This window comes from Edwardsiella ictaluri ATCC 33202 (assembly GCF_000264785.1).
Classification (GTDB): Bacteria; Pseudomonadota; Gammaproteobacteria; order Enterobacterales; family Enterobacteriaceae; genus Edwardsiella; species Edwardsiella ictaluri.
Map to the genome: position 1 here is coordinate 1 of NZ_AFJI01000103.1, position 24,757 is coordinate 24,757.

Here is a 24,757-nt window from a genome sequence, read left to right on the forward strand (position 1 = left end):
TGGTTCGAAAGAGCCATCACGATCACGCGGCGTGCGTAGTTCCAGAGGGCCATCACCGGTGGTAACGGTCTTTGTGGAATAGCCATTGCGGGAGTTGGCACCCGGTTTAGGCTGATTTTTATCGTAGCCCAGATGGTGGGACATTTCGGCGTTGAGAGCCGCCTCAACGCTGATTTTCTTCAGCAGGCGATCGAACTGGCTGAGATCGTCAGGGGTTTTGAGATTTTTGGCCAGTTCGTTAGCCAGAGCCTGCAACTGTTTTTCGTTCATAAAGTAACCTGCTTTTGATGTTGGATTGAACATATCAAAATCAGGCAATTACACAAATTTATGTACAGGCTCGGATAGAACCAGGCTATTTTTAACCGCCAGTGATCCCGGCATCAGCGTCGGGATCGTTTTATCAGCCGCTACACTTACCCAATAAGAGAAAATGGATTTGCTGTTAATTGCAGTATAACAAAAAGTTAATATTTTCTTTCATCTTATCATGCTCATACCATATTACTGCCGCAGCACGACGCTGTGGCGAATTAATAATTTATTATTCACACTCATCTTGTCCAAATGTTTTGTATGTGGGGAAGTGAAAATTATCGTTATATAGATACCTAAATGCCGAAACTTCAGGTAATAGATTTCTTCTGTTACCCCAATTATAGACATGTGTCTCTAGCGGAATATCATTACTGACGGTATTTATGTTTGAAGAGTTCAATGCGGGAGAGTGCGTGAAGATGAGTAGCTTTTCTGCTACAGAGATCTGCTCGCTCCACTCCTTATCGGAAACTTCCTCATTTCCAGCAAATCGTCCAACATAAAATTTTAGTTCATTTTCATCTTGCACATATCCCCATTTGGCATGTTGAGGAATACGAACGCCAAATGTTTGATATGTGGCTTGACCTATGTATAATAAGACGTTTGAACCATAAACCGTATGAACTCCATAGGCTTGGTATAGGCCATAGTCTTTTCCAGAGTTCATGTTCTTAATTTGTTCTAGTGAGTATGGGCCATTCCATTGGATATGTATCTTTTTCATATTATTAGCATTAACCTTCGCTATAATTGTTTATTGATTCGATATAATCGATTTTTGTAATTTGTTTGTGAGGTAAAGTGTGGTTTTTTATGCGCTAGTTGTTCTCACTTTTGATCTCCCCCCAATATTAGGGCATGGCTAAATCAGAGATCCGGGCCTTTTTGCAGGATTTGGATGAATTCCTCCGGAGTCTGGTTATTTAACGATGAATGGGGTCTGCTTCGATTATATTCCTGTCGCCACTGCTCGATCTTTTCCTGCGCATCGTCCAGTGACAGGAACCAATGAACGTTCAGACACTCATCCCGAACACTGCCGTTAAATGACTCGATCAGCGCATTATCCGTCGGTTTTCCCGGCCGTGAGAAGTCCATTGTTATACCATTTTCATATGCCCAGTGATCCAGCGCTTTAGATATAAATTCACTGCCATTGTCTGTCTGAAGCCGTTCGGGAACCCGCTGTCTTAACGCTTTTAAACGCGCCATCACCGTGACGACATCTTCCCCACGTAGCCCCTGACCTACATGGATCGCCAGGCACTCACGACTAAAATTATCGACTACAGTCAATGCACGGATACGGCGTCCGTTGAACAGATTATCAGCAACGAAGTCCATGCTCCAGCACTGGTCTATGGCCGTCACTTCCGGACGGACGCTTCTCTGCCGGGCTGTCACATGCCGTCGGGGGCGTTTCGTCCGTAAATTCAGACCTTCCTGACAATAAATTCGGTGTGTTTTCTTATGATTAATCAGCCAACCTTCGCGGCGTAGAAGAATATGAATACGCTGAACTCCGTAGCGAATGCGGGTTTCAGCTATTTCCCTTATCCGTAAGGTGACGGCCCGATCATCACGGCAGCTACGATAGTTATACACCGTGCGGCTTTGCATCATCAGACGGCAACCCCGACGTAACCCGATACGGTAGGCCTCCAACAGCCAGGCGATGGCCTCGCGCTTCTGCGCCGGCCTTAGAACTTTTTTTTGATAACCTCCTGCAGCATCTCTTTGTCCAAACTTAAATCTGCCACCAGACGTTTCAAACGTAGATTTTCTTCCTCGAGCTGGCGCAAACGACGCAATTCGGTTACGCCCATGCCGCCAAACTTTTTTTTCCAATTGTAAAAAGTGGCCTCAGAAATTCCCATCTTTCTGCAGACTTCCTCCACTCGAGTGCCGGTTTCGGCCTGTTTCAGAGCAAAAGCAACCTGTTCCTCGGTATAACGTGTCTTTTTCATGCCAGATAACCTTCTTTTTTCAGGAAAATGAAGGCCGAAAGCTCTACTTTACACTGGTCCTTAACAAAGGGAAGAGATCACTAAGACTTCAGCCACTGAAATGTTTACTCCAAGCTGCTCTGATTTCATCGTCATGTTTCCTAACACTTTGCTCTAACTTGCTCAGGTTAACGATTGAACGGTTATAGCTGGTGGTTGGTTTTTAATCCAGAATTTTGCCTCTCCAACCTTACCCACTACGTGGATGTGCGTTTTTTGCTCTTCGCGGGAGGAGAAGAAATAGAAGCGAAACCCTTTCTCGTTATATACCGCTGGACCCATGATGTTTTCTGATAACTTAAACCAGAATGGTAATTTACCATATATGGTAAATATTGCTGATTTGGCATCACACTTTCATCCAGTGCGTTCAGCATCATCTTTTTTGATGACGGGCGGTCAAATTACCACCGCTGATTTTTCAGCGTAATGATAAATTCAAGCGGTGTCCGATCGTTGTCAATACCGTAGCCAGCGGGTCAAAACTGCAAATATGGCATCCCTGCGTGGAGGGGGGAGCACCGCCCTGAAGGTCGTGTAAGATCAGAGTGTGCTTGCCGGGGCTGCCATGGGCGAAATCGTGGGTATGCTGGCGACAGAGATTGGCAGAAACCGGTCGATAAACTGAGCGAGAAACAGACGGTCTCGCCCCTGGCTGCAGCCTTATAGGACACGCCGGGGGCTCCGTTTGTGACCGTGGTTCAGTCGGGTAAGACGACGGTTTGGAATGACTATTTTGGCTTGAGTTAGTCACTCTGACATTAATTATCTCTGGTGACGCTCATCTGAATAATAATAAATAATTATGCTTACTTAGACACCAATGTGATATCACAATAGACAAGCCTCCAAAAACGCTGTATTTAAGAGTGGGTTCACTTAGTTATCCGGCGTTCCCGGGAGAGATCGGGGGAGAGTGGGGAAAACCGGAAATCGGGGGCAGCATGGTGGGGCGGTCTTATGAACCCGGCAACGTGGCTGAAGGTTTTGCCGACACCCACGGCTTTATAGGCAGTCAGCTGCCCGGATTTTATAAGTCAGAAGAAAGCGCCTCCCACGGTCGGGGGCTAATGACGAATGTTGTCGCAGATGCTTGGGCGGCGCGACCATTCCGCTGGCGGCACGTTTTGTCGTGAGTGGAGTCGTCTCATCAGAATTGCTGAAATTTATTTTTGCGACGGAGAAATAAGATGAAAAGAATTTTACCGTTGGCAGCAGTATGCCTGTTGGCAGGTTGTCAGACTTTCTTTATCGGCAGCGGTATGGATTCAACCAATAATACCTCTGTGCCTTATATTCAGAGAATCCAGAAAGCCGACACGGTTGGTCATACTGATCCAGAACAACGTAAAATGGATATTTATGCCTGTGGAGTAGGGCCTTCTGCAGATTTAAATGATAAGCGCTGGCAGCCAGCTAATGGATATCCAAATCTTTCTGTAAAAGACAGGGCTGGAAAAAGGGATAAGCTAGAACATTGCATGGAAGGTAAAGGGTATATTGTATTTGGCTTTGAAGAATGTGGATCACAAAAAGACCCAACCGGGCTGTGCAATTAGCGGCCTGAATTTCGGCATTCTGGGTTACTTGGCTGAATTCTGTGTGGCTGATGCCAATCATAATGGACGCGCCTGCGGTATGACGCAGTCAGCCGTCTCTGACGGCGCGATCATCGTGCATGATCGGGCTAACCAGCAGCAGAATGTCGACACGCTGGCGCGTGATATTATCCGTGTATACTGGTCCTATCCCCTACCTTTAACAAGGATAAAACGCAGGCGTGCCTGCTGCAGGTCTCACCTGATTGGTGAGATAGGTAATCAGGTGGCAGGTATTGCGCGGAGACAGGGTGAGATTGCCGGTGAGAAAACGAAACGTGATCCGGCAGCCCTGATTCAGGCCCATACCGAGCCGGCAGCTACCGACAAACCGCTCATCGGGCAGAATATGGCTGGTGTATAGCACCGGCAGGGCGTCTTCGGGAATGGGAAAATACCAACAGGGTATTCAGGCGGCCACTGCGGCGACATCCCATATATTGCAGATGTGGTGAAAGCGATGACTACAGGCCGATCACTGGAGAGTTGAATAAGACTGCAACTATAGCGGTCCATACGGTGGTGAACGCCGCCATGAAGGTCGCACAAGGTCAGAGCGCGCTTTCCGGGGCTGCCACGGGCGAAATCGTGGGTATGCTGGCGATAGAGATATACCAGAAACCGGTCGATAAACTGAGCGAGAAGCAGACGGTTTAGTCCCCGGTGACTGTTGTGCTGCCGGACTTATTGGCTGTCTTATAGGCAATGCTGGGGATTCCGTTTTGACCATGGCCCGGTCGAGCAAGGCGGCGGTTGAGAATAACGCTCTGGGATTTAACCAGTCATGTCGATATTAATCATTCCTAGTGATGAGCTGCAGAATAATAATAATTTGTTATGCCTATTTAGATACCAATGCAATATCGCAATATGACATGCCATTAAAAACGCTGTATTATCATATCTCAGTTCATTTGTTAGCCAGCCAATAACCAGCTGGCATTTATTTTATTATCTATCCGTTGTGGGTAATAGGGTAATAGGGTAAGAGATTTTCTCTTTTCTCTGATTAGCACAATACACATAATTTCTAAGAAATGCAGATTGCTCTGCGTCAGCATGAACAAGGGCAACGGGGTTAAAAAAGGCAACACCGCTACGTCACGCGGATAGAACGCTGAATGCGCGCCTGAACCACTACACAGAAAGGTGTATAGATAGGGAGGATTTGTGGTGGCGAATGTTAGTAATAACCTGAACCTAAAAGCCTATCCCAGTAGGCATATATTGTTGCAGCCCGTTTGGATACAGGCAGCGAGCAACAACCGGAGCATACACGCAGTATATGAAAATGATGAGCACAGCCCCGGCCCGAAATGGTAAATCAAATAGCAGAATGGGATAGTCCCTAAGCAGTGAGCAGTTCATTGATAATTATAAAACCAGACAAGCTCGCCTCTGCGCTGGGGGAGCATCGGTTTCGCCGCCAGCCGCGATAAGATGCAGCGTACGTATGCCTCGCTAGATAGCGATACCGGTATTTTTACCGCTAAAGGCGGTTTTGATATCACCGTGGATAATCATACCCAGCGGGACGGGGGGTTATCGCCTCTACCGTCAGCGGTAACAACAATAGAACAATAGGTTGGAGACAGGCATGCGCGGCTGGACGGATATCCGTAACGAAAGTAAAACATCCGATGATCGCCATACCGTAGTGATGTTGGGCCGAGTGGGGGGGTGAGGTGATGAAAACCGCGACGTGACGTCGGCTATCGGGACCGTGCAGGCGGAGGATGTTCATCGTCAGATAAGTAAGTATATCGGTGATAAACAGGCTACGGCTCGCCTGGAGTTAAGGGAAGATTTGGACAGTCAGGATGAGGTGAAACGCCAGTGGGCGCTGGAGAATATTTACAACCTACGGTATCAGCGGCGTTTATTTGGCTGGTATTGCACGATTTATGCGGAGAATTATCAATAATAAGGAGATGATAATGAAAAAAATGTTGGTTATACCGTTGATTGCAGCGGGTTTTATGGTGAGTACTCTGGCATTGGCGGAGACGCAAACCGTCTCTCTGGGTTACGCGCATATCAAGCCTCAGGAAGAAAAGGCCTTGAACGGTGCAATACTTGGCTATCGGTATGAGTTTGACGATGACTGGGGCGTGTTGGGCAATGTTACCTTTGCCAAAGGTGACACAAAAGAAACCGACGATTTCGCTAAAGGCGATTTTAAATATTATTCACTGATGGCCGGGCCAACTTACCGGATTAATGAATACATCAGCGTATACGGCCAGCTGGGTCTGGCCTACTTCAACGCCAAATTTGAAGCCAATTATGACGATGGCTATAGCGAACACAGCAGCGCCTCAGTTACAGCGCTGGGCTGGGGGGCAGGATTCATTGTGAACCCGATGGATAATCTGGCCATTACTGTAGGTTATGAAGGAAGCCGGTTCAACTTCAATGGAGATAACGACGGCAGTAAGGTTTCAACCAATGGCTTTAACGTGAGCCTGGGATACCGTTTCTGATACTGATAGTACGTTGTTGGTAACAGGGTGAAGACCCATACGCAATAGCAAGGCAACGCATTGCGTGCTACGCAGGCAGTCTTCGCGGCTGCCTGTCGGATAAGGTGATCCAACGTAATCTCATTCTGGTAACACTTTTAAAAGCGTTATCTCGGTTATCTTGATATAATGATTGAGATTTATGTCATGTAACATAGCGTTACGCTACGGTCATCATGAAACACTACGTAGATCACAACTCTCTATGTCCGCCTTTATTTATGGGGGAGCCATCAGGTCTAAGGCTCCTTTTTTATCGCCCGCATCGCGCGGGCGGCGGTGACACGGGCTTATTCGCCGCTATCCTCGGCGCCCGCGGTGGCGGGATTGCTCTGGGCGTTGGGCTGGCGGCGTTTTCCGATGTTTTTACTGTCGCGGTGGCGCACTTTGGTCTTGACCTTTTTCTTCTGCTCGTCGAGCTTTTTCTGCGCCCGCTTGGCCTGCACCTTCTTCGACGGTTTACCCTTGTTCTTCAGGCTCGGCGCTTTGGTTTCCGGGCGCAGATTATCGACGACGCGTGACTTCAACGGTTCCTGCACATAGCGGCTCACCTTGCCGAGCAGCAGCTGGTCGTGTGCCTCGATCAGGGAGATGGCGGTGCCCTTACGCCCGGCGCGTGCGGTACGCCCGATGCGGTGCAGGTAGACATCGGCGCTGCGTGGCATGTCAAAGTTGAACACGTGGCTGATATCCGGAATATCCAGACCGCGGGCGGCGACGTCGGTGGCGACCAGCACGTTGACCCGGCCGTCCAGCATGCGCTTAATGGCCTCGTTACGCTTGGCCTGCACCATTTCGCCCTCCAGGAAACAGGCCTGGATACCGGCCTGATGCAGCCAGGTGACCAGCTCATGCACGCGCTCACGCTTGCGCACAAAGATAACGGACTTGGTGACGTCCGGCTGGCGCAGCAGATTACACAGCAGGGCGGTCTTGTGTTTCAGGCTATCGGCACGATAGTACCACTGCTGGATCTTCTTACGCTCACGGCGCGGCGGCTCGGCGCTGACGTCAACGGGATCGTTGAGCAGGCGAGCGGCAAAGTCGTGAACCGCGTCGGACTCCAGGGTGGCGGAGAACAGCAGGGTCTGCCGACGCCAGCGGGTTTCGGCGGAGACGGTTTCGATGTCGCTGGCAAAGCCCATGTCCAGCATGCGGTCAGCTTCATCGAGGATCAGGGTCTCTACCGCCCGGCAGTCAAAGTTCTCTTCTTTGATATACTGCAACAGACGCCCCGGCGTGGCGACCACCAGATCCTGGTTGGTGTTAAAGATCTCGGCGTGGTTAATATAGGAAACGCCGCCGGTGATGGTGGTGATGTCCAGGCTGGTGTGGCGTGCCAGCTCCCGGGCCTGATCGGCCACTTGCATGGCAAGTTCGCGGGTCGGCGTCAGGATCAGAACGCGCGGCGGGCCGGACTTCTTACGCGGGAAGTCGAGCAGGTGCTGCAGCGCGGGCAGCAGGAAGGCGGCGGTCTTGCCGGTTCCTGTTGGTGCGGAACCCAAAACGTCCCGTCCGTCCATGGCGGGCGGGATGGCGGCGATCTGGATGGCGGTCGGGCGCTCATAGCCTTTGTCGCGCAGGGCGTCGAGCAGGCGCTCGTCGAGTTCGAGTTCGGAAAAGTTGGTTGCTGTCATGGTCTACCTCTGCTTGGGGCGCAGATTATAGACGGGTTGGCGACTATATTCATCCATTAAAGCGCGATGTGCGCCTCCCCCATGCCCTGCAGCGCAGCCGCCGCGTCGTCTGCAGGGCTGTGCTGGTCTGCCTTTATTACACTGACTACACTGCAGTCGCGCAGTCGCGCAGTCGCGCAGGCGCGGCGATGGCCATTCCTTTTTTACGGCGGCGCGGGTATGTTATGCGCGTTACTCTCTCAGTCCCAAGGAGCCTGCTGTGCCGCATCCGCCCTCCGCCGCGCTGTCCCTGCCGCGCAACGGATTTACCCTCAAGCGTTTCTTTGTCGCCCACGATCGCTGTGAAATGAAGGTCGGTACCGACAGCATTATGCTTGGGGCCTGGCTACCCCTGCGCGGCGATGAGCGGCATATTCTGGATATCGGCAGCGGCAGTGGGGTGCTGGCGCTGATGATGGCGCAGCGCAGTACGGCGCAGGTCGACGGCGTGGAGATCGAGCCCGGCGCGGCGACACAGGGGCAGGAGAATTTTCTGGCTTCGCCCTGGCCGACGCGGCTGACCATGCATACGCTCTCTCTGCAGGCGTTTAGCGCCGGGTGCGGACGACGCTATGATCTGATCGTCAGTAATCCGCCCTACTTTGCGCCGGGCGTCGCCTGTCGTACGGCGGCCCGGGCGACGGCGCGCTATACGGACTCGCTGGATCACGCGGCGCTGCTGCGACATGCCGCCGAGTTGAGCTGCGAAGACGGGCGTCTGGCGCTGGTACTGCCGGTCGAGGCCGCCGAGTCGGTGGTCAGCAAGGGGATGACGCACGGTTGGCATCTGCTGCGCCGGACAGCGGTGCGCGATCGCGCCGATAAGCCGGTGCGCCGGACGCTGTTGTTGTTTGGACGCATCCCCGCGGCCGTACAGTCGAATACACTGGATATTCGCGATGATTCCAGCGAATACTCCTGCATCTTTCGCAACATGACGAAAGATTTCTACCTTTTCTTCTAGTGCTGTTGCTTTAATTAGCACGATATTCCAATATTCCTCTTGGGGCAGGCGTATCCTGCCCATAATATCCTGGCCTGAGGGTAGGGGTATTTAAGGGATTCAGGGACAAATCCAATACATCGCACCCGCTTTATTGCCACATACCTGAGTTTACTTCTGGACAGACAGCATTTTAATGCGGTACCCCCGTGCGTTTCTGCGGCGTAGACGGTTGGGTAAGCGAGATAAGAGGGCAGAATATGCAACAACGTTTATCGATGGCTGACACTCTGGGGCTGGGATTAATGACCTTTGCCTTTTTTCTGGGCGCCGGAAACATTATTTTTCCGCCGCTGGAAGGCCAAATGGCCGGTGAAAATGTGCTGTATGCCATGGGCGGCTTCCTACTGACCGCAGTCGGTCTGCCGCTGGTTTCCATTATCGCCGTCGCCAGCGCCGGCGGCGGCCTGCCGGCGATGACCCGCGATTTACCGCGCGGTACTGGCACTTTTGCCGCCGTGCTGCTGTTTATCATCATCGGGCCGGCCTTTGCCGCGCCGCGTACCGGTCTGGTAGCCTTTGAAATGGCGATCCGTCCGCTGCTGGGCAGTCAGGGCGAAAGCGCACTGCAGGTAGGTGCCGTGACCCTGGACGGGGTACAGATGGCCGTTACGGCGCTGTTCTTTGTCGTAACGCTGGCGCTGGCCTGGAGCCGCGGCAAGCTGATCGACAGCGTGGGCAAGTTGTTGACGCCGATGTTGTTCCTGCTGCTGGTCGTGCTGGCGCTCGGGGTGCTGCTGCGCCCGCAGGGTGAGATCGTTGCTCCGGTCGAGGCCTATCAGACCATGGCCTTCAGCAAGGGCTTTATCGGTGGCTATAACACCATGGATACCTTCGCCGCGCTGATGTTTGGCATGCTGCTGGTGGACGTGCTGCGCGGTAAAGGGGTCACTGCGCCGCGCGCCTGCTTCCGCTATCTGAGCATTGCCGGAGTGATCGCGGCTATCGGTCTGGCTTTTGTCTATGTTTCCCTGTTTTGGCTGGGGGCGACCTCGTCTGGCGTTGCTCCGGGTGCGAGCAACGGTGGGGTGGTGCTCGCGGCCTATGTACAGGCGCTGTTCGGACAGCCGGGGCAGTGGATCCTGTCACTGGTGGTGCTGCTGGCCTGTCTGACCACGGCGGTGGGGTTGGTGAGCGCCTGCGCCGACTACTTCTCAACCCTGACGCCGCTGCGCTACCGTCAGTGGGTAGTGTTGCTGTGTGCGATCTGTGCAGTGGTGGCCAACGTGGGATTAAGTCGTTTGATTGCCCTGTCGGTGCCGGTGCTGATGGCGCTCTATCCGCTGGCTATCGCTTTGGTGGTGCTGACCTTCATCCGTCGCTGGCTACGTAACCCGGTAGTGGGCTACCGCTTGGTGATGCTGGTTGCGCTGTTGTGCAGCCTGATGGATGGCGCCCGCGCCGCCGGCGCCGAGAGCGGTTGGCTGGGCGAGCTGTTGGCATGGCAGATGCGTACCATGCCTCTGGCCGCTGATGGTATGGCCTGGGTACTGCCGTCTACGCTGGCGCTGCTGGTTGCGCTGCTGTTGCCGGCGGGAGCCCGCAACGCCGGCGCGCCGCAGGCCGCCTGAGTCAGGTCGCTGTTTCTGGAAAACCGTCGGGCGCCTCAAGGGCGTCCGATTTTTTTGTCTCTTGTCCCCCGTCTATGCCCTGAATTTTGTTGCCGCCGCGGTCAGGGTGCAGCCGAATGAGAAAAATCGTGTTAGGCTGTTACATTATGTCATTCAGTGCCGAGGCGTATCGATTCTGCATCGGGTGGCGGAGTACTGTCAGGCGGAGGCCAGCGCTCCAGCCTAGGGGTAGATCGCTTGCCCGCAGGATAAAAATAATGGGCAGGGAACTTTTGGGCGCGTATGAATTCTAATTGCAGGCTTGCTCAGTTTTTTGACGACTGGCGATATATTTCATGCGTGGAGGCAGATTTGGGGAGACATTACCTCGAATGAGCGAGCAGTTAACAGATCAGGTATTGGTCGAACGCGTTCAGAAGGGTGACAAGAAGGCGTTTAATCTGCTGGTAGCGCGTTACCAGAATAAGGTCGCGAGCTTGGTGTCCCGTTATGTTCCGCCCGGTGATGTGCCAGATGTGACGCAGGAGTCGTTCATCAAGGCCTATCGCGCTCTGGCGTCGTTCCGCGGTGACAGTGCGTTTTATACCTGGCTCTATCGTATTGCCGTGAATACGGCTAAAAATTATCTGGTTGCTCAGGGGCGCCGCCCACCGTCCAGCGACGTGGACGCCGTCGAGGCCGAAAACTTTGAAGGCGCCAGCGCGCTGAAAGAAATTTCGAACCCCGAGAACTTAATGTTGTCAGATGAGCTAAAGAAGATCGTTTTTCGCACCATTGAGTCGTTGCCAGAGGATTTGCGCCTGGCGATTACGCTTAGGGAGCTGGATGGTCTCAGCTATGAAGAGATAGCGGCTATCATGGACTGCCCGGTCGGTACGGTACGTTCACGTATCTTCCGCGCCAGGGAAGCGATCGACAGTAAAGTTCAGCCGCTGATTCAGCGTTAGTCATGCGGACACAGCAAAGGGTATTAAGGCATGCAGAAAGAAAAACTTTCGGCTCTCATGGATGGTGAATTGCTGGACAGTGAGCTGATGGGCTCCCTGAGCAGTGACCTTGAGTTGCAACACACCTGGCAGCGTTACCATCTGATCCGTGACACTCTGCGGGGTGACATGGGTGAGACGGTACAGATTGATATTACCGATCGAATTGCAGCCGCACTGGACGATGAGCCGGTGTGCCTGGTGCCCGGTGCAATTCCTGAATCTCAGCCACAGCCCTCCGCCTGGCAGCGTATGCCGTTCTGGCATAAGGTGCGTCCCTGGCTGGGGCAGATCTCCCAGATGGGGATCGCCGCCGGGGTTTCGCTGGCGGTCCTGTTGGGGGTTCAGCACTATAACCGTCCCGCAGACGGTGTTTCCGATCCGGAGTCTCCGGTCTTCAATACCTTGCCGTTGGGTGGTCAGGCATCGCCGGTCAGCTTCGGTGTACCGAATGAAGGTAGCAATGCCCAGCAGCAGATTCAGCAACAGCGCAAGCGCATCAATGCGATCCTGCAGGATTATGAGCTGCAGCGTCGTCTCCACGCTGAACAGCTGCAGACCCAGGATAGCAACGTGCAGGCGTCTATCCAGGTGCCCGGTACGCAGTCATTAGGAACTCAGCAGCAGTAATGAAGCACATTTGGTTTGCTCTTAGTCTGTTGACTGGCAGCCTATTTATCTCCTTTTCCGCTCTGGCCCAGGATACTGCGCCGGGGCTGATGCTTCAGGAGATGAACAAGGCCAGCCAGTCACTCAATTACGAACTGGCGTTCATCAATATCACCAAGCAGGGCGCCGAGTCGCTGCGCTATCGTCATGCACTGGAAAACCAACAGGTTTTGGCACAGCTGCTGCAAATGGATGGCCCGCGGCGCGAGGTGGTGCTGCGTGGCAATGAGGTCAGCTACTTCGAGCCGGGTCTGGAGCCCTTTACCCTGACTGGCGATCACATTGTTGATGCGCTGCCGTCGGTGATTTTTGCTGATATTAACCAGCTGACACCCTACTATAATTTTATCTCCGTCGGACGTGCCCGCGTCGCCGATCGCCCCTGTGAGGTGATCCGGGTGGTGTCGCGCGACGGTATGCGCTTTAGCTATATCGTCTGGATCGATGAGGAGTCCAAGCTGCCGCTGCGGGTGGATTTGCTCGACCGTGACGGTGGGACTCTGGAGCAGTTTCGGGTCATCGCTTTCGACGTGGGACAGCAGGTAGCCAATGAGATGCGCAGTTTTAGCCGTCTGACTCTGCCGCCGCTGCTGCGTCTGCCACCCGCTGAGCACGTCAGCTTCAACTGGCGCACCACTTGGGTGCCTGATGGTTTTAAAGAGGTTTCCCGCAGCCGCCGAACTCTGCCTTCCCTGTCCGAACCCGTTGAGTCCTGCCTGTACAGCGATGGGCTGTTCAGCTTTTCCGTCAACATCAGTCCGACAACCGGCGACAGCCGCGACGATCAGTTCTTGCGTCAGGGGCGGCGAACCATTCATACCGAAACCCGCAATAACACCGAAATCAGCGTGGTGGGTGAGCTGCCGCCGATGACCGCCAAGCGCATCGCTGCGTCTGTCCGTTTCAGCCGGTAATGCCACGATGATGCGTGAGTGGGCAACGGTGATCAGCTGGCGGCAGGGGGAAGCTCTGCTGCAGTGCGAGTCGCATGCCGGGTGCAGCGGCTGTCGGGCCCGTCAGGGGTGCGGCAGCGCGGCGCTGGCCGAGCTGGGGCCGCAGACCCGGCATCAGCTGAGGTTGGCCGTTAGCCAGCCGCTGCAGCCGGGGCAGCGGGTTGAAATCGGCCTGCAGGAGGCCAGCGTGCTACGCTCTGCGCTGTTGGTTTATATTACGCCATTGGTCGGGCTGCTGGGCGGCGGTGGCGGCGGTCAACTGTGGCTTGGATCGGACGGCGCCAGCGCGCTCGGTGCGCTGATCGGCGGCGTGCTCGGTTTTGCCTTGGCGCGCAGTTTGGCGCGCCGTATGGTGCAGGGCGAGGCCTACCAACCGGTACTGCTGCAGGTGGCGCTGCCGCCTACCCAGCTGCGCAGCATAACGAATCCACCCAATCGCGAGTGAAGCGCTAGGTTTTGGCCTATGGGCTGTGTAAAATGCAGCGATTCGGCGCCTGGCGCCACTTAACCCAAATCATCGCTTTGAGCCCGTCCGCGTGTCCTTAGGCGAGTAATTCAGAAATCATCAGGCATATATATTAATAATGAAGAACATACGTAATTTCTCCATTATCGCGCACATTGACCACGGTAAGTCGACGCTGTCTGACCGTATCATCCAGCTCTGCGGCGGTCTGTCTGACCGTGAGATGGAGGCCCAGGTTCTGGACTCCATGGATCTGGAGCGCGAACGCGGTATCACCATCAAGGCGCAGAGCGTCACGCTCGACTATAAGGCGCAGGATGGGCAGGTGTATCAGCTCAACTTTATCGATACGCCGGGACACGTGGATTTCTCTTATGAGGTCTCCCGTTCGCTGGCCGCCTGTGAGGGGGCGCTGCTGGTGGTTGACGCCGGGCAGGGGGTCGAAGCTCAGACCCTGGCCAACTGCTATACCGCCATTGAGATGGATCTGGAGGTGGTCCCGGTGTTGAACAAGATCGACCTGCCCGCCGCCGATCCGGATCGCGTGGCGCAGGAGATCGAAGACATCGTTGGTATTGATGCTACCGATGCGGTGCGTTGTTCGGCCAAGACCGGGGTCGGTGTCGGCGATGTGCTGGAGCGTCTGGTGCGCGATATTCCAGCACCGGAAGGAGAGCCAGAGGCGCCGCTGCAGGCGCTGATTATCGACTCTTGGTTCGATAACTATCTGGGCGTTGTATCGCTGATCCGCATTAAGAACGGTACGTTGCGTAAGGGCGATAAGGTCAAGGTGATGACCACCGGGCAGACCTATAACGCCGATCGCCTAGGGATCTTTACCCCGAAACAGGTCGACCGTGACGTACTGAACTGCGGTGAGGTCGGCTGGCTGGTTTGCGCCATCAAGGATATTCACGGTGCGCCGGTTGGCGATACTCTGACCTTGGCCCGCAATCCGGCGGACGTCGCCCTGCCGGGCTTTAAGAAGGTGAAGCCGCAGGTTTACGCCGGGCTGTTCCCGGTCAGCTCCGACGACTACGATGCCTTCCGTGATGCGTTGGGCAAGCTGAGCCTGAATGACGCCTCGTTGTTCTATGAGCCGGAAACCTCAACGGCGCTGGGCTTCGGCTTCCGCTGTGGCTTCCTGGGTCTGCTGCACATGGAGATCATTCAGGAGCGTCTGGAGCGTGAATACGATCTGGATCTGATCACCACCGCGCCGACGGTGGTGTATGAGGTGGAGACCACCCGTAACGAAGTGATCTACGTAGACAGCCCCTCCAAGCTGCCGGCGGTGAACAATATTCAGGAGCTGCGCGAGCCGATCGCCGAGTGCCACATGCTGCTGCCGCAGGAGTTCCTGGGCAACGTGATTACGCTCTGTATTGAGAAGCGTGGCGTGCAGACCAATATGGTCTACCATGGTAATCAGGTGGCGCTGACCTATGAAATTCCGATGGCTGAGGTGGTGCTGGACTTCTTTGACCGCCTGAAGTCTACCTCGCGCGGCTATGCGTCGCTGGATTACGGCTTTAAGCGCTTCCAGGCCTCGGATATGGTGCGGGTTGATGTGATGGTCAACAGCGAGCGCGTCGATGCGCTGGCGCTGATCACCCACCGCGCTAACGCCAACGTGCGTGGCCGTGAGCTGGTCGAGAAGATGAAAGAGCTGATCCCGCGTCAGCAGTTTGACATCGCCATTCAGGCGGCGATCGGCAACCAGATCATCGCTCGATCCACGGTGAAGCAGCTGCGTAAGAACGTACTGGCCAAGTGTTATGGCGGCGATGTCAGCCGTAAGAAGAAGCTGCTGCAGAAGCAGAAAGAGGGTAAGAAACGCATGAAGCAGATCGGTAACGTTGAGCTGCCGCAGGAAGCGTTCCTGGCCATTCTACACGTCGGTAAGGACTGATCGTTAGCCTGTCGGGCGCGGTGGATACCGCGCCCGCTGCGTTTATAAGCATTGATTTTAAGGAGTAATGGACATGGCAAATATGTTTGCCTTGATCCTGGTTATCGCCACGCTGGTAACCGGTATCGTGTGGTGCATCGACCGTTTCAAACTGGCACCGGCGCGGCGTGCCCGCCTGGCACAGATTAACAGCCAGACCGAGCAGGGGCTGGATGCGCAGAGCGCCCGTCAGGCCGTCAAGGCGCCGGGCTGGATCGAGTCCTGCGTATCGGTGTTCCCGGTGCTGGCCCTGGTATTGGTGATCCGTTCCTTTATCTACGAACCGTTCCAGATCCCCTCCGGTTCGATGATGCCGACGCTGCTGATCGGCGATTTTATTCTGGTGGAGAAGTTTGCCTACGGGCTGAAGGATCCGGTGACCCAGACCACCCTGATCCCGACCGGGCACCCCAAGCGCGGCGATATCGTGGTGTTCAAGTATCCGCTCGATCCGCGCCTGGACTATATTAAGCGTGCCATCGGTCTGCCGGGCGACAAGGTGGTGTATGACCCCTACAGCAAAGAGCTGACGGTGTATCCGGCCTGCCAGAAGGGTGAGCGTTGCGAGCGGCGGTTGCCGATCACCTACAGTCCGTCGCACCCGAGCGAGTGGGTGCAGACCTTTAACCAGATGAGCAGCAATGAGCCGAGCAGTGGTTTCCATCAGTATCCCATCGACGAGAGTGTGCCGAACGGCTACCGGATGTATCAGCGTCAGGAGACGTTGGGTACGGTGAGTCACAACATCCTGACGGTGCCACAGGCGCAAGACATGGTCTCCCGCTACTACCAGCAACCGGGGCAGCCACTGGGGACCTGGGTCGTCCCGCCGGGCCACTACTTTATGATGGGTGATAACCGAGATAACAGCGCCGACAGCCGTTACTGGGGCTTTGTGCCGGAGAAAAATCTGGTGGGTCAAGCCACGGCTATCTGGATGAGCTTTAAGAAACAGGAAGGCCAGTGGCCAACTGGCGTCCGGCTGGATCGGATTGGTGGAATTCATTAAATAACCCCCGTAATTACGCAGCAATCTCCGGTCAGTCGTTGTAGAATATTTCCGTGACACGTTTGGCCCCCCGCGCGGGGGCCACTGCAAACGAAACAGCTTTGGATTGGCTTATGGCAAGGCAGGCCTGTTCCGTATGCTGCGGTTTTTGACGCATTCTGAATTTATTGGTATCTCATGAACCCCATCGTAATAAACCGGCTTCAGCGTAAGCTGGGCTACACTTTTAGACAGCATGATCTGCTGATGCAGGCGTTGACCCACCGCAGCGCCAGCAGTAAACATAATGAACGGCTTGAGTTTCTGGGTGACTCGATCCTGAGTTTTGTGATTGCTAACGCGCTCTATCACCGCTTCCCGCGCGTGGATGAAGGCGATATGAGCCGGATGCGCGCCACGCTGGTGCGCGGCAACACCCTGGCCGAAATGGCGCGCGAGTTCGATCTGGGCGAGTGTCTGCGTCTGGGGCCGGGAGAGTTGAAGAGCGGTGGTTTTCGCCGTGAGTCTATCCTGGCGGATACCGTAGAGGCGCTGATCGGCGGTATTTTCCTCGACAGCGATATTCAGACCATTGAGCGTCTGATCCTCGACTGGTATCGCTCCCGCCTGGAGGAGATCAGCCCGGGCGACAAGCAGAAAGATCCCAAGACACGTTTACAGGAGTTTCTGCAGGGGCGCCATCTACCGCTGCCCTCCTATCTGGTGGTACAGGTGCGCGGTGAGGCGCACGACCAGGAGTTTACCATTCACTGCCAGGTCAGCGGGCTGTCCGCGCCGGTAGTTGGTGTCGGCTCCAGCCGGCGCAAGGCCGAGCAGGCCGCCGCCGAGCAGGCGTTAAAACAGTTGGAGCTTGAATGAGCGAAGAAAAAACCTACTGCGGCTTTATTGCCATCGTTGGCCGTCCCAATGTCGGTAAGTCAACGTTACTGAACCAGTTGCTGGGGCAAAAAATTTCCATCACCTCGCGTAAGCCGCAGACCACCCGTCACCGCATTATGGGTATCCATACGGAAGGTCCGTACCAGGCTATCTATGTTGATACCCCGGGGCTGCACATTGAGGAGAAACGGGCCATTAACCGCCTGATGAACCGTGCGGCCAGCAGCTCCATCGGCGATGTCGAACTGGTGATTTTTGTGGTGGAAGGCACCCACTGGACGCCGGATGATGAGATGGTGCTCAACAAGCTGCGCGACCTGAAGTGCCCGGTGATCCTGGCGATCAACAAGGTAGACAACGTGGTCGACAAGACTGCACTGCTGCCGCACATTCAGTTCTTGAGCCAGCAGATGAACTTTTTGGACGTGGTGCCGATCTCGGCAGAGAAGGGCACCAACGTGGACGCTATTGCCCGCATCGTGCGCCAGCGCCTGCCGCAGGCGGAGCACCATTTCCCTGAGGAGTACATCACCGATCGCTCCCAGCGTTTTATGGCCTCTGAGATCATCCGTGAAAAGCTGATGCGCTTCCTCGGCGAGGAGCTGCCCTACTCGGTCACCGTAGAGATCGAACGCTTTGCGCCAAACGAGCGCGGTGGCTATGACATCCACGGTCTGATCCTGGTGGAGCGCGATGGCCAGAAGAAGATGGTCATCGGCAACAAAGGTAGCAAGATCAAAACCATTGGTATCGAAGCGCGCCAGGACATGGAGGCGATGTTTGATGCCAAGGTGCATCTTGAGCTGTGGGTTAAGGTGAAATCCGGCTGGGCGGACGATGAACGTGCGCTGCGTAGCCTGGGTTACGTCGACGATCTGTAAACCGTACCATGGACGGCTGGCAACGCGCCTTCGTGCTGCACGCACGGCCCTACAGTGAAACCAGCCTGATGCTGGACACGTTCACCGAGGGGCATGGCCGGGTACGTCTGCTGGCCAAAGGGGCGCGCAGCCGTCGCTCTTTGCTTAAGGGGGCGCTGCAGCCCTTTACGCCGCTGCTGATCCGCTGGGGCGGCCGGGGCGAGGTAAAGACCCTGCGCAGCGCCGAGGCCGTCTCCCTGGCGCTGCCGCTCAGCGGCATCACTCTCTACAGCGGCCTGTACGTCAACGAACTGCTGGCGCGGGTGCTGGAGCAGGAGACCTGCTACAACGCTCTGTTCTTCGATTACCTGCACTGCATTCAACATCTGGCCGCCCACGCGGGCTCACCGGAGCCTGCGCTGCGCCGCTTTGAGCTGGCGCTTCTGGCTCAGCTGGGCTACGGCGTCGACTTTTTGCACTGTGCGGGCAGTGGTGAACCGGTAGCCGATACAATGACCTACCGTTACCGTGCAGAGAAGGGATTTATTGCCAGCCTGGTGGTGGATCAGCTCAGCTTCACCGGACGCGATCTGAAAGCGCTGGCCAGCCGCGAATTCCCCGATGGTGCAACCCTGCGCGCCGCCAAGCGCTTTACCCGCATGGCGTTAAAGCCCTACCTGGGCGGTAAGCCACTGAAAAGTCGTGAGCTGTTCCGTCAATTTTCCCCGCGTCGCCCGGCTTCGCCGGGTATCTCCTGACGTCGGCTGTCCCCCTGCTTTCCCCGCCGCTGTCCTGCCCGCGGCGGCGCGCGCGGCGTTACACTGCATCAGGCCAGTCCGGCGGCGCTTGTCAGCTGCCCATTGGCGGGTAATATGATGTCTGATAACCGGGGTATCCCGACCGATCATCCTTGAGGAGCTGTCATGGCCGATATTCTGCTGGGCGTTAACATCGATCACATCGCGACCCTGCGCAACGCGCGCGGGACTCAGTATCCCGATCCGGTCCAGGCGGCCTTTGTCGCCGAGCAGGCCGGAGCGGACGGTATCACCGTACACCTGCGCGAGGATCGCCGTCATATTACCGATCGCGATGTTCAGCTGCTGCGCCAGACCATCCAGACCCGGATGAATCTAGAAATGGCGGTGACCGAGGAGATGGTGGCGATCGCCTGTGAGCTGCGGCCGCACTTCTGCTGCCTGGTGCCGGAAAAGCGCCAGGAGGTGACCACCGAGGGGGGGCTGGATGTGGCCGGTCAGCGCGACAAGATCGCGGCAGCGGTGGCGCGCCTTAGCGCTGCCGGTATCCAGGTGTCGCTGTTTATCGATCCCGATGAGCGCCAGATTGAGGCTGCGGTGGCTGTCGGCGCGCCTTACATTGAGATCCACACCGGCGCCTATGCCGATGCGCCCAGTGCGTTGGCGCAGGCGGCGGAATTGGAGCGGATTGCCGCGGCGGCGTGCTTTGCGCACGCGAGGGGCCTGAAAGTCAACGCCGGGCACGGCCTGACCTACCATAATGTGCAGGCAGTCGCCGCCCTGCCGCAGATGCATGAGCTGAACATAGGCCACAGCATCATTGGCCGTGCGGCCCTCGATGGGCTGAATCTGGCGGTGCGCGATATGAAACGGCTGCTGCTGGATGCGCGTCGCTGATGGCTATTCTGGGGCTGGGCACCGATATCGTCGAGATCGCCCGCATCGCGGCGGTGGTTGAACGCAGTGGCGATCAGCTGGCGCGGCGTGTGCTGGCGCCGGCGGAGTGGCAACAGTATCTGACGCATGCTCAGCGGGTGCGCTATCTGGCTAAACGTTTCGCCGTCAAAGAGGCGGCGGCCAAGGCGCTGGGGACCGGTATCCGTCAGGGATTGGCCTTTGCCCAGTTTGAGGTGGCCAATGATACGCTGGGTAAGCCACGGCTGATCCTGCACGGACGTGCAGCCGAACTGGCCGCCGACTTGGGGATCGCCTCGCTGCACGTATCGCTGGCCGATGAGCGGCGCTATGCCTGTGCGACGGTGATAGCGGAGGGGTGATCCCCGGGCGCAGGGCGGGCGCGCTGACGGCGCATAGACGGCGGGCCTTGGCCCGCCGTTTTTTATTGTCCGTCGCCCGGTGGTGTGAGGTAGTCCCGGGCCGCGCGGGTTACGTTGTCCATTTCATCCAGCAGCTCCAGCCACTCCGGATCCAGATCGCTGGCCGGTGTGCCGTGACGCAGCTGCTGTTCCAGATAGTGGCACAGCCTGCGCAGGCGCGGCACCCCGCTGTAACTGCTGCTGCCGTGCAGCTTATGGATCAGGCTGCACAGGTCACCGTCCTGATCGCCCGCCAGCTGGCGGGTGATCTGCTCGCGTACCTGGGGCAGGAATTCGATCAGCATCTGTAGCATGTCGCGCGCCAGATCCGCTTTGTTGGCCGCCTGGCGCAGCGCGAGCCCCCAGTCGAGGGAAACATCGGGGTCATCCGACGTCTGCGGGGCGGGTGCACTGGCTGCTGTGCTGGGGCGCTCACCGCTGTAGCGGTTGAGTAGCTGGCGTAACATATTTTCGTCGATCGGCTTGGCCAGATAGTCATCCATGCCGGCACGCAGTAAACGCTCTCGCTCACCGTTAATTGCATGGGCGGTGACGGCGATAATCGGCGTGGTGACGTGGCGCGACTGCTGACGTAGCAGCTCCGTGGTGCGGATACCGTCCATCTCCGGCATCTGAATATCCATCAGAATAATATCAAGATGGCGATCGCGCGCCGCCGCCAGCGCCTCTTCGCCGCTGTGACACAGCAGGATATGCTGCACCAGCTCGCCGAGCAGGGCGCCGATGAGTTTCAGGTTGGCCGGGTTATCGTCTACTGCCATCACCGTCAGCGGCAGGCGGGCGCCGTGCGGCGAGATCACCTGTGGCGCCCGCAGTGGCAGGGCGTTGTCCAGCAGGGCGGGCAGCAGTCGGCTGCTGGCGAGCGGCTTGAACAGACAGCTGCGGATGCCTGCAGCCTTTAAGGTATCGCTGTCGTGCAGAGTGTGGCTGGGCAGCGCCAGGATCACCCGGTCGGCCAGGCGCAGCGCCAGGCTCAGCTTCTCCTGCATCGACTCCGTACTGAGAGAGGTCTTGACCGGCAAGCCGAACAGCAGGATATCGTAGTGGCTATCCGGGATCACCTGGGTAAACTGCGGGCAGTAGGTGACCTGCAGCGGCGTGACCTTCAGCATATCGAGGGTACACTGTGCCGCCACCGGGTTACTTTCGATGTACAGCAGAGTCTGACCCTGCAGCCGCTCCACCGGCAGGCTGGCGGGGGGGGCGTTATGGTTCAGCTCCAGGCGGATATGGAACCAGAAGGTCGACCCTTTGTGGGGCTGGCTGTGGAAGGCGATATCGCCGCCCATTTCGTTGATCAGTTTCTGGGTGATCACCAGCCCCAGGCCGGTGCCGCCGTGGCGGCGGGTGATGCTGGCATCCGCCTGGCGGAAAGCCTGGAACAGCTGGGACTGCTGACGCTCGGAGATGCCGATGCCGGTGTCGTGCACCTGTATCTCCAGCTCCACGGCCTGGCTGGTCTGGCTACGCAGCTCGATGCGGATGTCGATATTGCCCTTTTCGGTAAATTTAATCGCGTTGCCCAGCAGGTTAGTCAGCACTTGCTGCAAGCGCATCGGATCTCCCAGGACATGTTCCGGCACGTCGTTGTGTACGTTCAGCGTCAGCTCCAGCCCCTTGTCATGGGCGCTGGGGGCCAGCAGGGTCGCCACCTCGTCAATGGTTTCACGCAGCATAAACGGGATGTGCTCCAGCACCAGTTTACCGGCCTCCAGCTTGGAGAAGTCCAGCACGTCGTTGATGATGGTCAGCAGGTTGTTGGCCGAGCGTTCAATAGTGTGCAGGTAGTCTATCTGGGTTGCGCTCAGCGGCGTTTTCATTACCTGGCGGGTGAAACCGATCACGCCGTTAAGCGGAGTGCGCAGCTCGTGGGACATGTTGGCCAGGAATTCGGACTTGATGCGTGCGGCCTCTTGGGCGCGTTTCTTGGCCAGGTCCAGCTCGACGTTCTGGATCTCCATCTGCTCCAGGGTCTCGCGCAGGTCGGAGGTGGCCTGATCAATGTTCTGCTGCATCTCCTCATGGTAGGCGGTCAGCGACATGGCCATGGAGTTGATACCATTTTTCAGCATGTCCAGCTCGCCCAGCATGTGCCCCTCTACGCGGCTATCCAGCTGGCCGCGGCGGATGCGATCGACGGTGTTGACCATGTTGCGGATGGGGCCGGTGACATCGCGCATCAGACGGTAGGAGAACAGCAGGGCAATGCACATGCTGATCAGCAGCAACAGCGTGGCGACAAACACCTCTTTATACTGCTGCAGGCGCACCGAGCGCAGATCCAGCTCGATGGCGATATAGCCCATCGGCGCGCTGACGGCGCTTTTATCTTCTTCCAGGCGGTTTTCGGCGATGATCGGGGTTCGTAGGATCAGCGCGTCACCGCGTTTGCTCAGCATCAGATCTGTCAGCGGTGGACTGCCATCCGGCAGTTGCAGCATGGCATAGTTATGGTGATAGTTTGAGGTAACGAACAGATTATTCTGACTGTCAAAGACTGCAATGGTGCGCACAATGTCCGAGTGACGCCGATGCAACAGGTCGATTAGCTGGCGCACCGCCTCTCGGTTACGGAGGGTCATGCCGTATTCGGTGGCGACGGCCAGTGGTTCGATGATGCTGGCACCGGCGTCGACCAGCTGATCCTGCAGTTCATTGTAGCGGTGCACGACGAAGAAAGTGCTGAGCAGCAGCCCGATCAGCAGCGTCGGGGCCAGGGTCAGGATCATCATGCGTGCCCGCAGGCTGTATTTGGTCATGGCGTTCCGATGTGGGAGAATTGGCGGCAAACTATTATTGGGGTAAGCCCCGGCTTAACCCACCGCACAGATAAGCAATCGACATGGCTCAATTTTACACACCGGGGCGCCGTACCGCGACCCGGAAAATCCTGATTGTGACCGCAACCGATCTGGATGCCTTTGGCCAGGGGGTGGCTCGCGAGCAGGGCAAGACGCTGTTTATCAGCGGGCTGCTGCCCGGTGAGCAGGCTGAGGTTATCCTGAGCGAGGAGAAACGTCACTTTGCCCGCGGACGGGTTACGCGTTTAATCAGTCACAGCCCACAGAGGGTTGCGCCGCGTTGTCCTCACGCTGGCGTCTGTGGTGGCTGTCAGCAGCAGCATGCGGCGATCGCCCTACAGCAGCAGAGCAAGTCGCAGGCGCTGCAGCGTCTGATGGCGCGTGAGACCGGGGTGGATATTGCGCCGCAGGTGATCGCCGGAGAGCCTTATGGCTACCGGCGGCGGGCCCGTTTTGGGCTACAGTTTAACGTGAAAACGCAGCGGGTGGTGCTGGGGTTCCGTCAGGCGGCCTCTAACGATCTGGTGGCCCTGAAAGCCTGCCCGGTGTTGGCGCCCGCGCTGGAAGCGCTGCTGCTGCCGCTGGGCGAATGCCTGTCGGCGTTACGTGCGCGGCGCCGTCTGGGACACCTGGAGCTGGTGCTGGCCGACAATGGGCCGCTGATGGTGTTGCGCCATCTGGACCCGCTCTCTTTGTCGGATCGGGAGGCTCTGAGCGCCTTTGCCCGCCAGCGCGGACTCACGCTGTACCTGAGCGACGGCGGCGCACCGCAGCGCCTGCTTGGCGAGGCACCCTATTACCAGATAGACGGGAGCCGCCTGGATTTTAACCCGCAGGATTTTATCCAGGTGAATGCCGCGGTAAATGCGCAGATGGTCGGACAGGCTCTGGCCTGGCTGGATGTCAGGGCTGATGAGCGCGTGCTGGATCTGTTCTGCGGCATGGGTAACTTTACCCTGCCGCTGGCGCGCCTCGCCCTGCGGGTGGTGGGCGTCGAGGGGGTTCCCGGGCTGGTGGCGACGGCGCAGAATAATGCACGTAACAACGGGCTGAGTAATGTAGAATTCTTCCATCAGAATCTGGAGGAGGACGTGACGCGTCAGGCCTGGGCGTCGCAGGGATTTGACAAGATTTTGCTCGATCCGGCGCGTGCCGGCGCCCCCGGGGTGATGCAGCATATCGTTCGCCTGGCGCCGCGTCGGGTAGTCTATGTCTCCTGTAACCCGACCACGCTGGCCCGGGACAGTCAGACGCTGCTGCAGGGCGGCTATCGGTTGACGCGTTTATGTATGCTGGACATGTTTCCCCACACGGGGCATTTGGAGTCGATGGCGCTGTTTGAATCTGCGGCGCAATAGGCATTTGATAGGCAGTAGTCGAGAGGGAGAGAA

26 protein-coding genes are annotated in these 24,757 nt (G+C 56.8%); 20 read left to right on the forward strand and 6 right to left on the reverse strand.

All coding sequences use genetic code 11. From position 1 onward, the window contains the following. The 4 genes from EIEH_RS15365 to EIEH_RS20160 all read right to left on the reverse strand — a co-directional run. On the reverse strand, nucleotides 1–270 hold a 270-nt coding region (locus EIEH_RS15365), incomplete at its 3' end, for a transposase (RefSeq protein ID WP_035610170.1). Nucleotides 271–544: 274 nt separating this feature from the next. Further along, entirely contained in the window at nucleotides 545–1,045 is a 501-nt protein-coding gene (locus tag EIEH_RS18090; RefSeq protein ID WP_071525751.1) for a hypothetical protein, read from the reverse strand. A 143-nt stretch (nucleotides 1,046–1,188) separates the two neighbouring features. Continuing rightward, nucleotides 1,189–2,288 (reverse strand): IS3 family transposase gene (locus EIEH_RS15370; RefSeq protein WP_107775240.1). Its coding sequence is split into 2 segments (ribosomal slippage): nucleotides 1,189–2,036 and nucleotides 2,036–2,288, totalling 1,101 coding nucleotides; the frame shifts between segments, so codons are not numbered across the junction. A 162-nt stretch (nucleotides 2,289–2,450) separates the two neighbouring features. Further along, nucleotides 2,451–2,609 (reverse strand): DUF4160 domain-containing protein, encoded by a 159-nt coding sequence (locus EIEH_RS20160; protein ID WP_197541341.1) that lies wholly within the window; start codon nucleotides 2,607–2,609, stop codon nucleotides 2,451–2,453. A 908-nt stretch (nucleotides 2,610–3,517) separates the two neighbouring features. On the opposite strand from EIEH_RS20160, the gene EIEH_RS18100 reads away from it, so the two are divergent. From EIEH_RS18100 to EIEH_RS15395, 6 genes are all read left to right on the forward strand, one after another. Beyond that, nucleotides 3,518–3,886 (forward strand): hypothetical protein, encoded by a 369-nt coding sequence (locus EIEH_RS18100; RefSeq protein ID WP_015872290.1) that lies wholly within the window; start codon nucleotides 3,518–3,520, stop codon nucleotides 3,884–3,886. After that, a complete protein-coding gene (locus EIEH_RS15380) occupies nucleotides 3,834–4,289 on the forward strand; it encodes a hypothetical protein (RefSeq protein ID WP_133175604.1) in 456 nt (151 codons plus the stop codon). The genes EIEH_RS18100 and EIEH_RS15380 overlap by 53 nt, the downstream gene beginning before the upstream one ends. A 170-nt stretch (nucleotides 4,290–4,459) precedes the next feature. Continuing rightward, on the forward strand, nucleotides 4,460–4,582 hold the full coding sequence (locus EIEH_RS19995; RefSeq protein WP_015872288.1) for a hypothetical protein: 123 nt from the start codon (nucleotides 4,460–4,462) through the stop codon (nucleotides 4,580–4,582). A 29-nt stretch (nucleotides 4,583–4,611) separates the two neighbouring features. Next, nucleotides 4,612–4,722 carry a VENN motif pre-toxin domain-containing protein gene (locus EIEH_RS20165; protein ID WP_081490058.1) on the forward strand — a complete coding sequence of 37 codons (111 nt, stop codon included), beginning with the start codon at nucleotides 4,612–4,614 and terminating at the stop codon, nucleotides 4,720–4,722. A 905-nt stretch (nucleotides 4,723–5,627) separates the two neighbouring features. After that, complete coding sequence (locus EIEH_RS15390; RefSeq protein ID WP_035610176.1) at nucleotides 5,628–5,849, forward strand: hypothetical protein; 222 nt, start codon at nucleotides 5,628–5,630, stop codon at nucleotides 5,847–5,849. A 13-nt stretch (nucleotides 5,850–5,862) separates the two neighbouring features. Further along, a complete protein-coding gene (locus tag EIEH_RS15395; RefSeq protein WP_015872284.1) occupies nucleotides 5,863–6,408 on the forward strand; it encodes an Ail/Lom family outer membrane beta-barrel protein in 546 nt (181 codons plus the stop codon). A 329-nt stretch (nucleotides 6,409–6,737) separates the two neighbouring features. Here the strand turns inward: EIEH_RS15395 and srmB are convergent, their stop codons facing one another. Then, nucleotides 6,738–8,084 (reverse strand): ATP-dependent RNA helicase SrmB, encoded by a 1,347-nt coding sequence (gene srmB / locus EIEH_RS15400; protein WP_015872283.1) that lies wholly within the window; start codon nucleotides 8,082–8,084, stop codon nucleotides 6,738–6,740. Nucleotides 8,085–8,343: 259 nt separating this feature from the next. On the opposite strand from srmB, the gene EIEH_RS15405 reads away from it, so the two are divergent. The 13 genes from EIEH_RS15405 (at nucleotide 8,344) to acpS (ending at nucleotide 20,505) form a co-directional block, all read left to right on the forward strand. Further along, on the forward strand, nucleotides 8,344–9,087 hold the full coding sequence (locus EIEH_RS15405; RefSeq protein WP_015872282.1) for a tRNA1(Val) (adenine(37)-N6)-methyltransferase: 744 nt from the start codon (nucleotides 8,344–8,346) through the stop codon (nucleotides 9,085–9,087). A gap of 239 nt (nucleotides 9,088–9,326) precedes the next feature. Beyond that, a complete protein-coding gene (brnQ, locus tag EIEH_RS15410) occupies nucleotides 9,327–10,697 on the forward strand; it encodes a branched-chain amino acid transport system II carrier protein (RefSeq protein ID WP_015872281.1) in 1,371 nt (456 codons plus the stop codon). Nucleotides 10,698–11,068: 371 nt separating this feature from the next. Next, nucleotides 11,069–11,644 (forward strand): RNA polymerase sigma factor RpoE, encoded by a 576-nt coding sequence (gene rpoE / locus EIEH_RS15415; protein ID WP_015872280.1) that lies wholly within the window; start codon nucleotides 11,069–11,071, stop codon nucleotides 11,642–11,644. A 30-nt stretch (nucleotides 11,645–11,674) separates the two neighbouring features. After that, entirely contained in the window at nucleotides 11,675–12,313 is a 639-nt protein-coding gene (gene rseA, locus EIEH_RS15420; RefSeq protein WP_015872279.1) for an anti-sigma-E factor RseA, read from the forward strand. Further along, entirely contained in the window at nucleotides 12,313–13,266 is a 954-nt protein-coding gene (gene rseB, locus EIEH_RS15425) for a sigma-E factor regulatory protein RseB (RefSeq protein ID WP_015872278.1), read from the forward strand. Before rseA ends, rseB begins: the two co-directional genes overlap by 1 nt. A 7-nt stretch (nucleotides 13,267–13,273) precedes the next feature. Beyond that, a complete protein-coding gene (rseC, locus tag EIEH_RS15430; RefSeq protein ID WP_015872277.1) occupies nucleotides 13,274–13,750 on the forward strand; it encodes a SoxR-reducing system protein RseC in 477 nt (158 codons plus the stop codon). Nucleotides 13,751–13,889: 139 nt separating this feature from the next. Next, complete coding sequence (gene lepA / locus EIEH_RS15435) at nucleotides 13,890–15,683, forward strand: translation elongation factor 4 (RefSeq protein ID WP_015872276.1); 1,794 nt, start codon at nucleotides 13,890–13,892, stop codon at nucleotides 15,681–15,683. Nucleotides 15,684–15,756: 73 nt separating this feature from the next. Beyond that, a complete protein-coding gene (gene lepB / locus EIEH_RS15440; protein ID WP_015872275.1) occupies nucleotides 15,757–16,731 on the forward strand; it encodes a signal peptidase I in 975 nt (324 codons plus the stop codon). A 177-nt stretch (nucleotides 16,732–16,908) separates the two neighbouring features. Further along, entirely contained in the window at nucleotides 16,909–17,589 is a 681-nt protein-coding gene (gene rnc, locus EIEH_RS15445; protein ID WP_015872274.1) for a ribonuclease III, read from the forward strand. Beyond that, nucleotides 17,586–18,491 carry a GTPase Era gene (gene era, locus EIEH_RS15450; protein WP_012849548.1) on the forward strand — a complete coding sequence of 302 codons (906 nt, stop codon included), beginning with the start codon at nucleotides 17,586–17,588 and terminating at the stop codon, nucleotides 18,489–18,491. Before rnc ends, era begins: the two co-directional genes overlap by 4 nt. Before the next feature lie 8 nt (nucleotides 18,492–18,499). Then, nucleotides 18,500–19,228, forward strand: coding sequence for a DNA repair protein RecO (recO, locus tag EIEH_RS15455; RefSeq protein WP_015872273.1), 729 nt, complete (start codon nucleotides 18,500–18,502; stop codon nucleotides 19,226–19,228). A 165-nt stretch (nucleotides 19,229–19,393) separates the two neighbouring features. Next, nucleotides 19,394–20,125 carry a pyridoxine 5'-phosphate synthase gene (gene pdxJ, locus EIEH_RS15460; protein ID WP_015872272.1) on the forward strand — a complete coding sequence of 244 codons (732 nt, stop codon included), beginning with the start codon at nucleotides 19,394–19,396 and terminating at the stop codon, nucleotides 20,123–20,125. Then, a complete protein-coding gene (acpS, locus tag EIEH_RS15465; RefSeq protein ID WP_015872271.1) occupies nucleotides 20,125–20,505 on the forward strand; it encodes a holo-ACP synthase in 381 nt (126 codons plus the stop codon). The genes pdxJ and acpS overlap by 1 nt, the downstream gene beginning before the upstream one ends. A 62-nt stretch (nucleotides 20,506–20,567) precedes the next feature. On the opposite strand, the gene barA is transcribed toward acpS, so the two are convergent. Next, nucleotides 20,568–23,324 (reverse strand): two-component sensor histidine kinase BarA, encoded by a 2,757-nt coding sequence (barA, locus tag EIEH_RS15470; RefSeq protein ID WP_015872270.1) that lies wholly within the window; start codon nucleotides 23,322–23,324, stop codon nucleotides 20,568–20,570. Nucleotides 23,325–23,407: 83 nt separating this feature from the next. Between barA and rlmD the strand changes: the two genes are divergently transcribed. Next, nucleotides 23,408–24,724 (forward strand): 23S rRNA (uracil(1939)-C(5))-methyltransferase RlmD, encoded by a 1,317-nt coding sequence (gene rlmD / locus EIEH_RS15475; protein ID WP_015872269.1) that lies wholly within the window; start codon nucleotides 23,408–23,410, stop codon nucleotides 24,722–24,724. The last annotated feature ends 33 nt before the right edge of the window (nucleotides 24,725–24,757 follow it).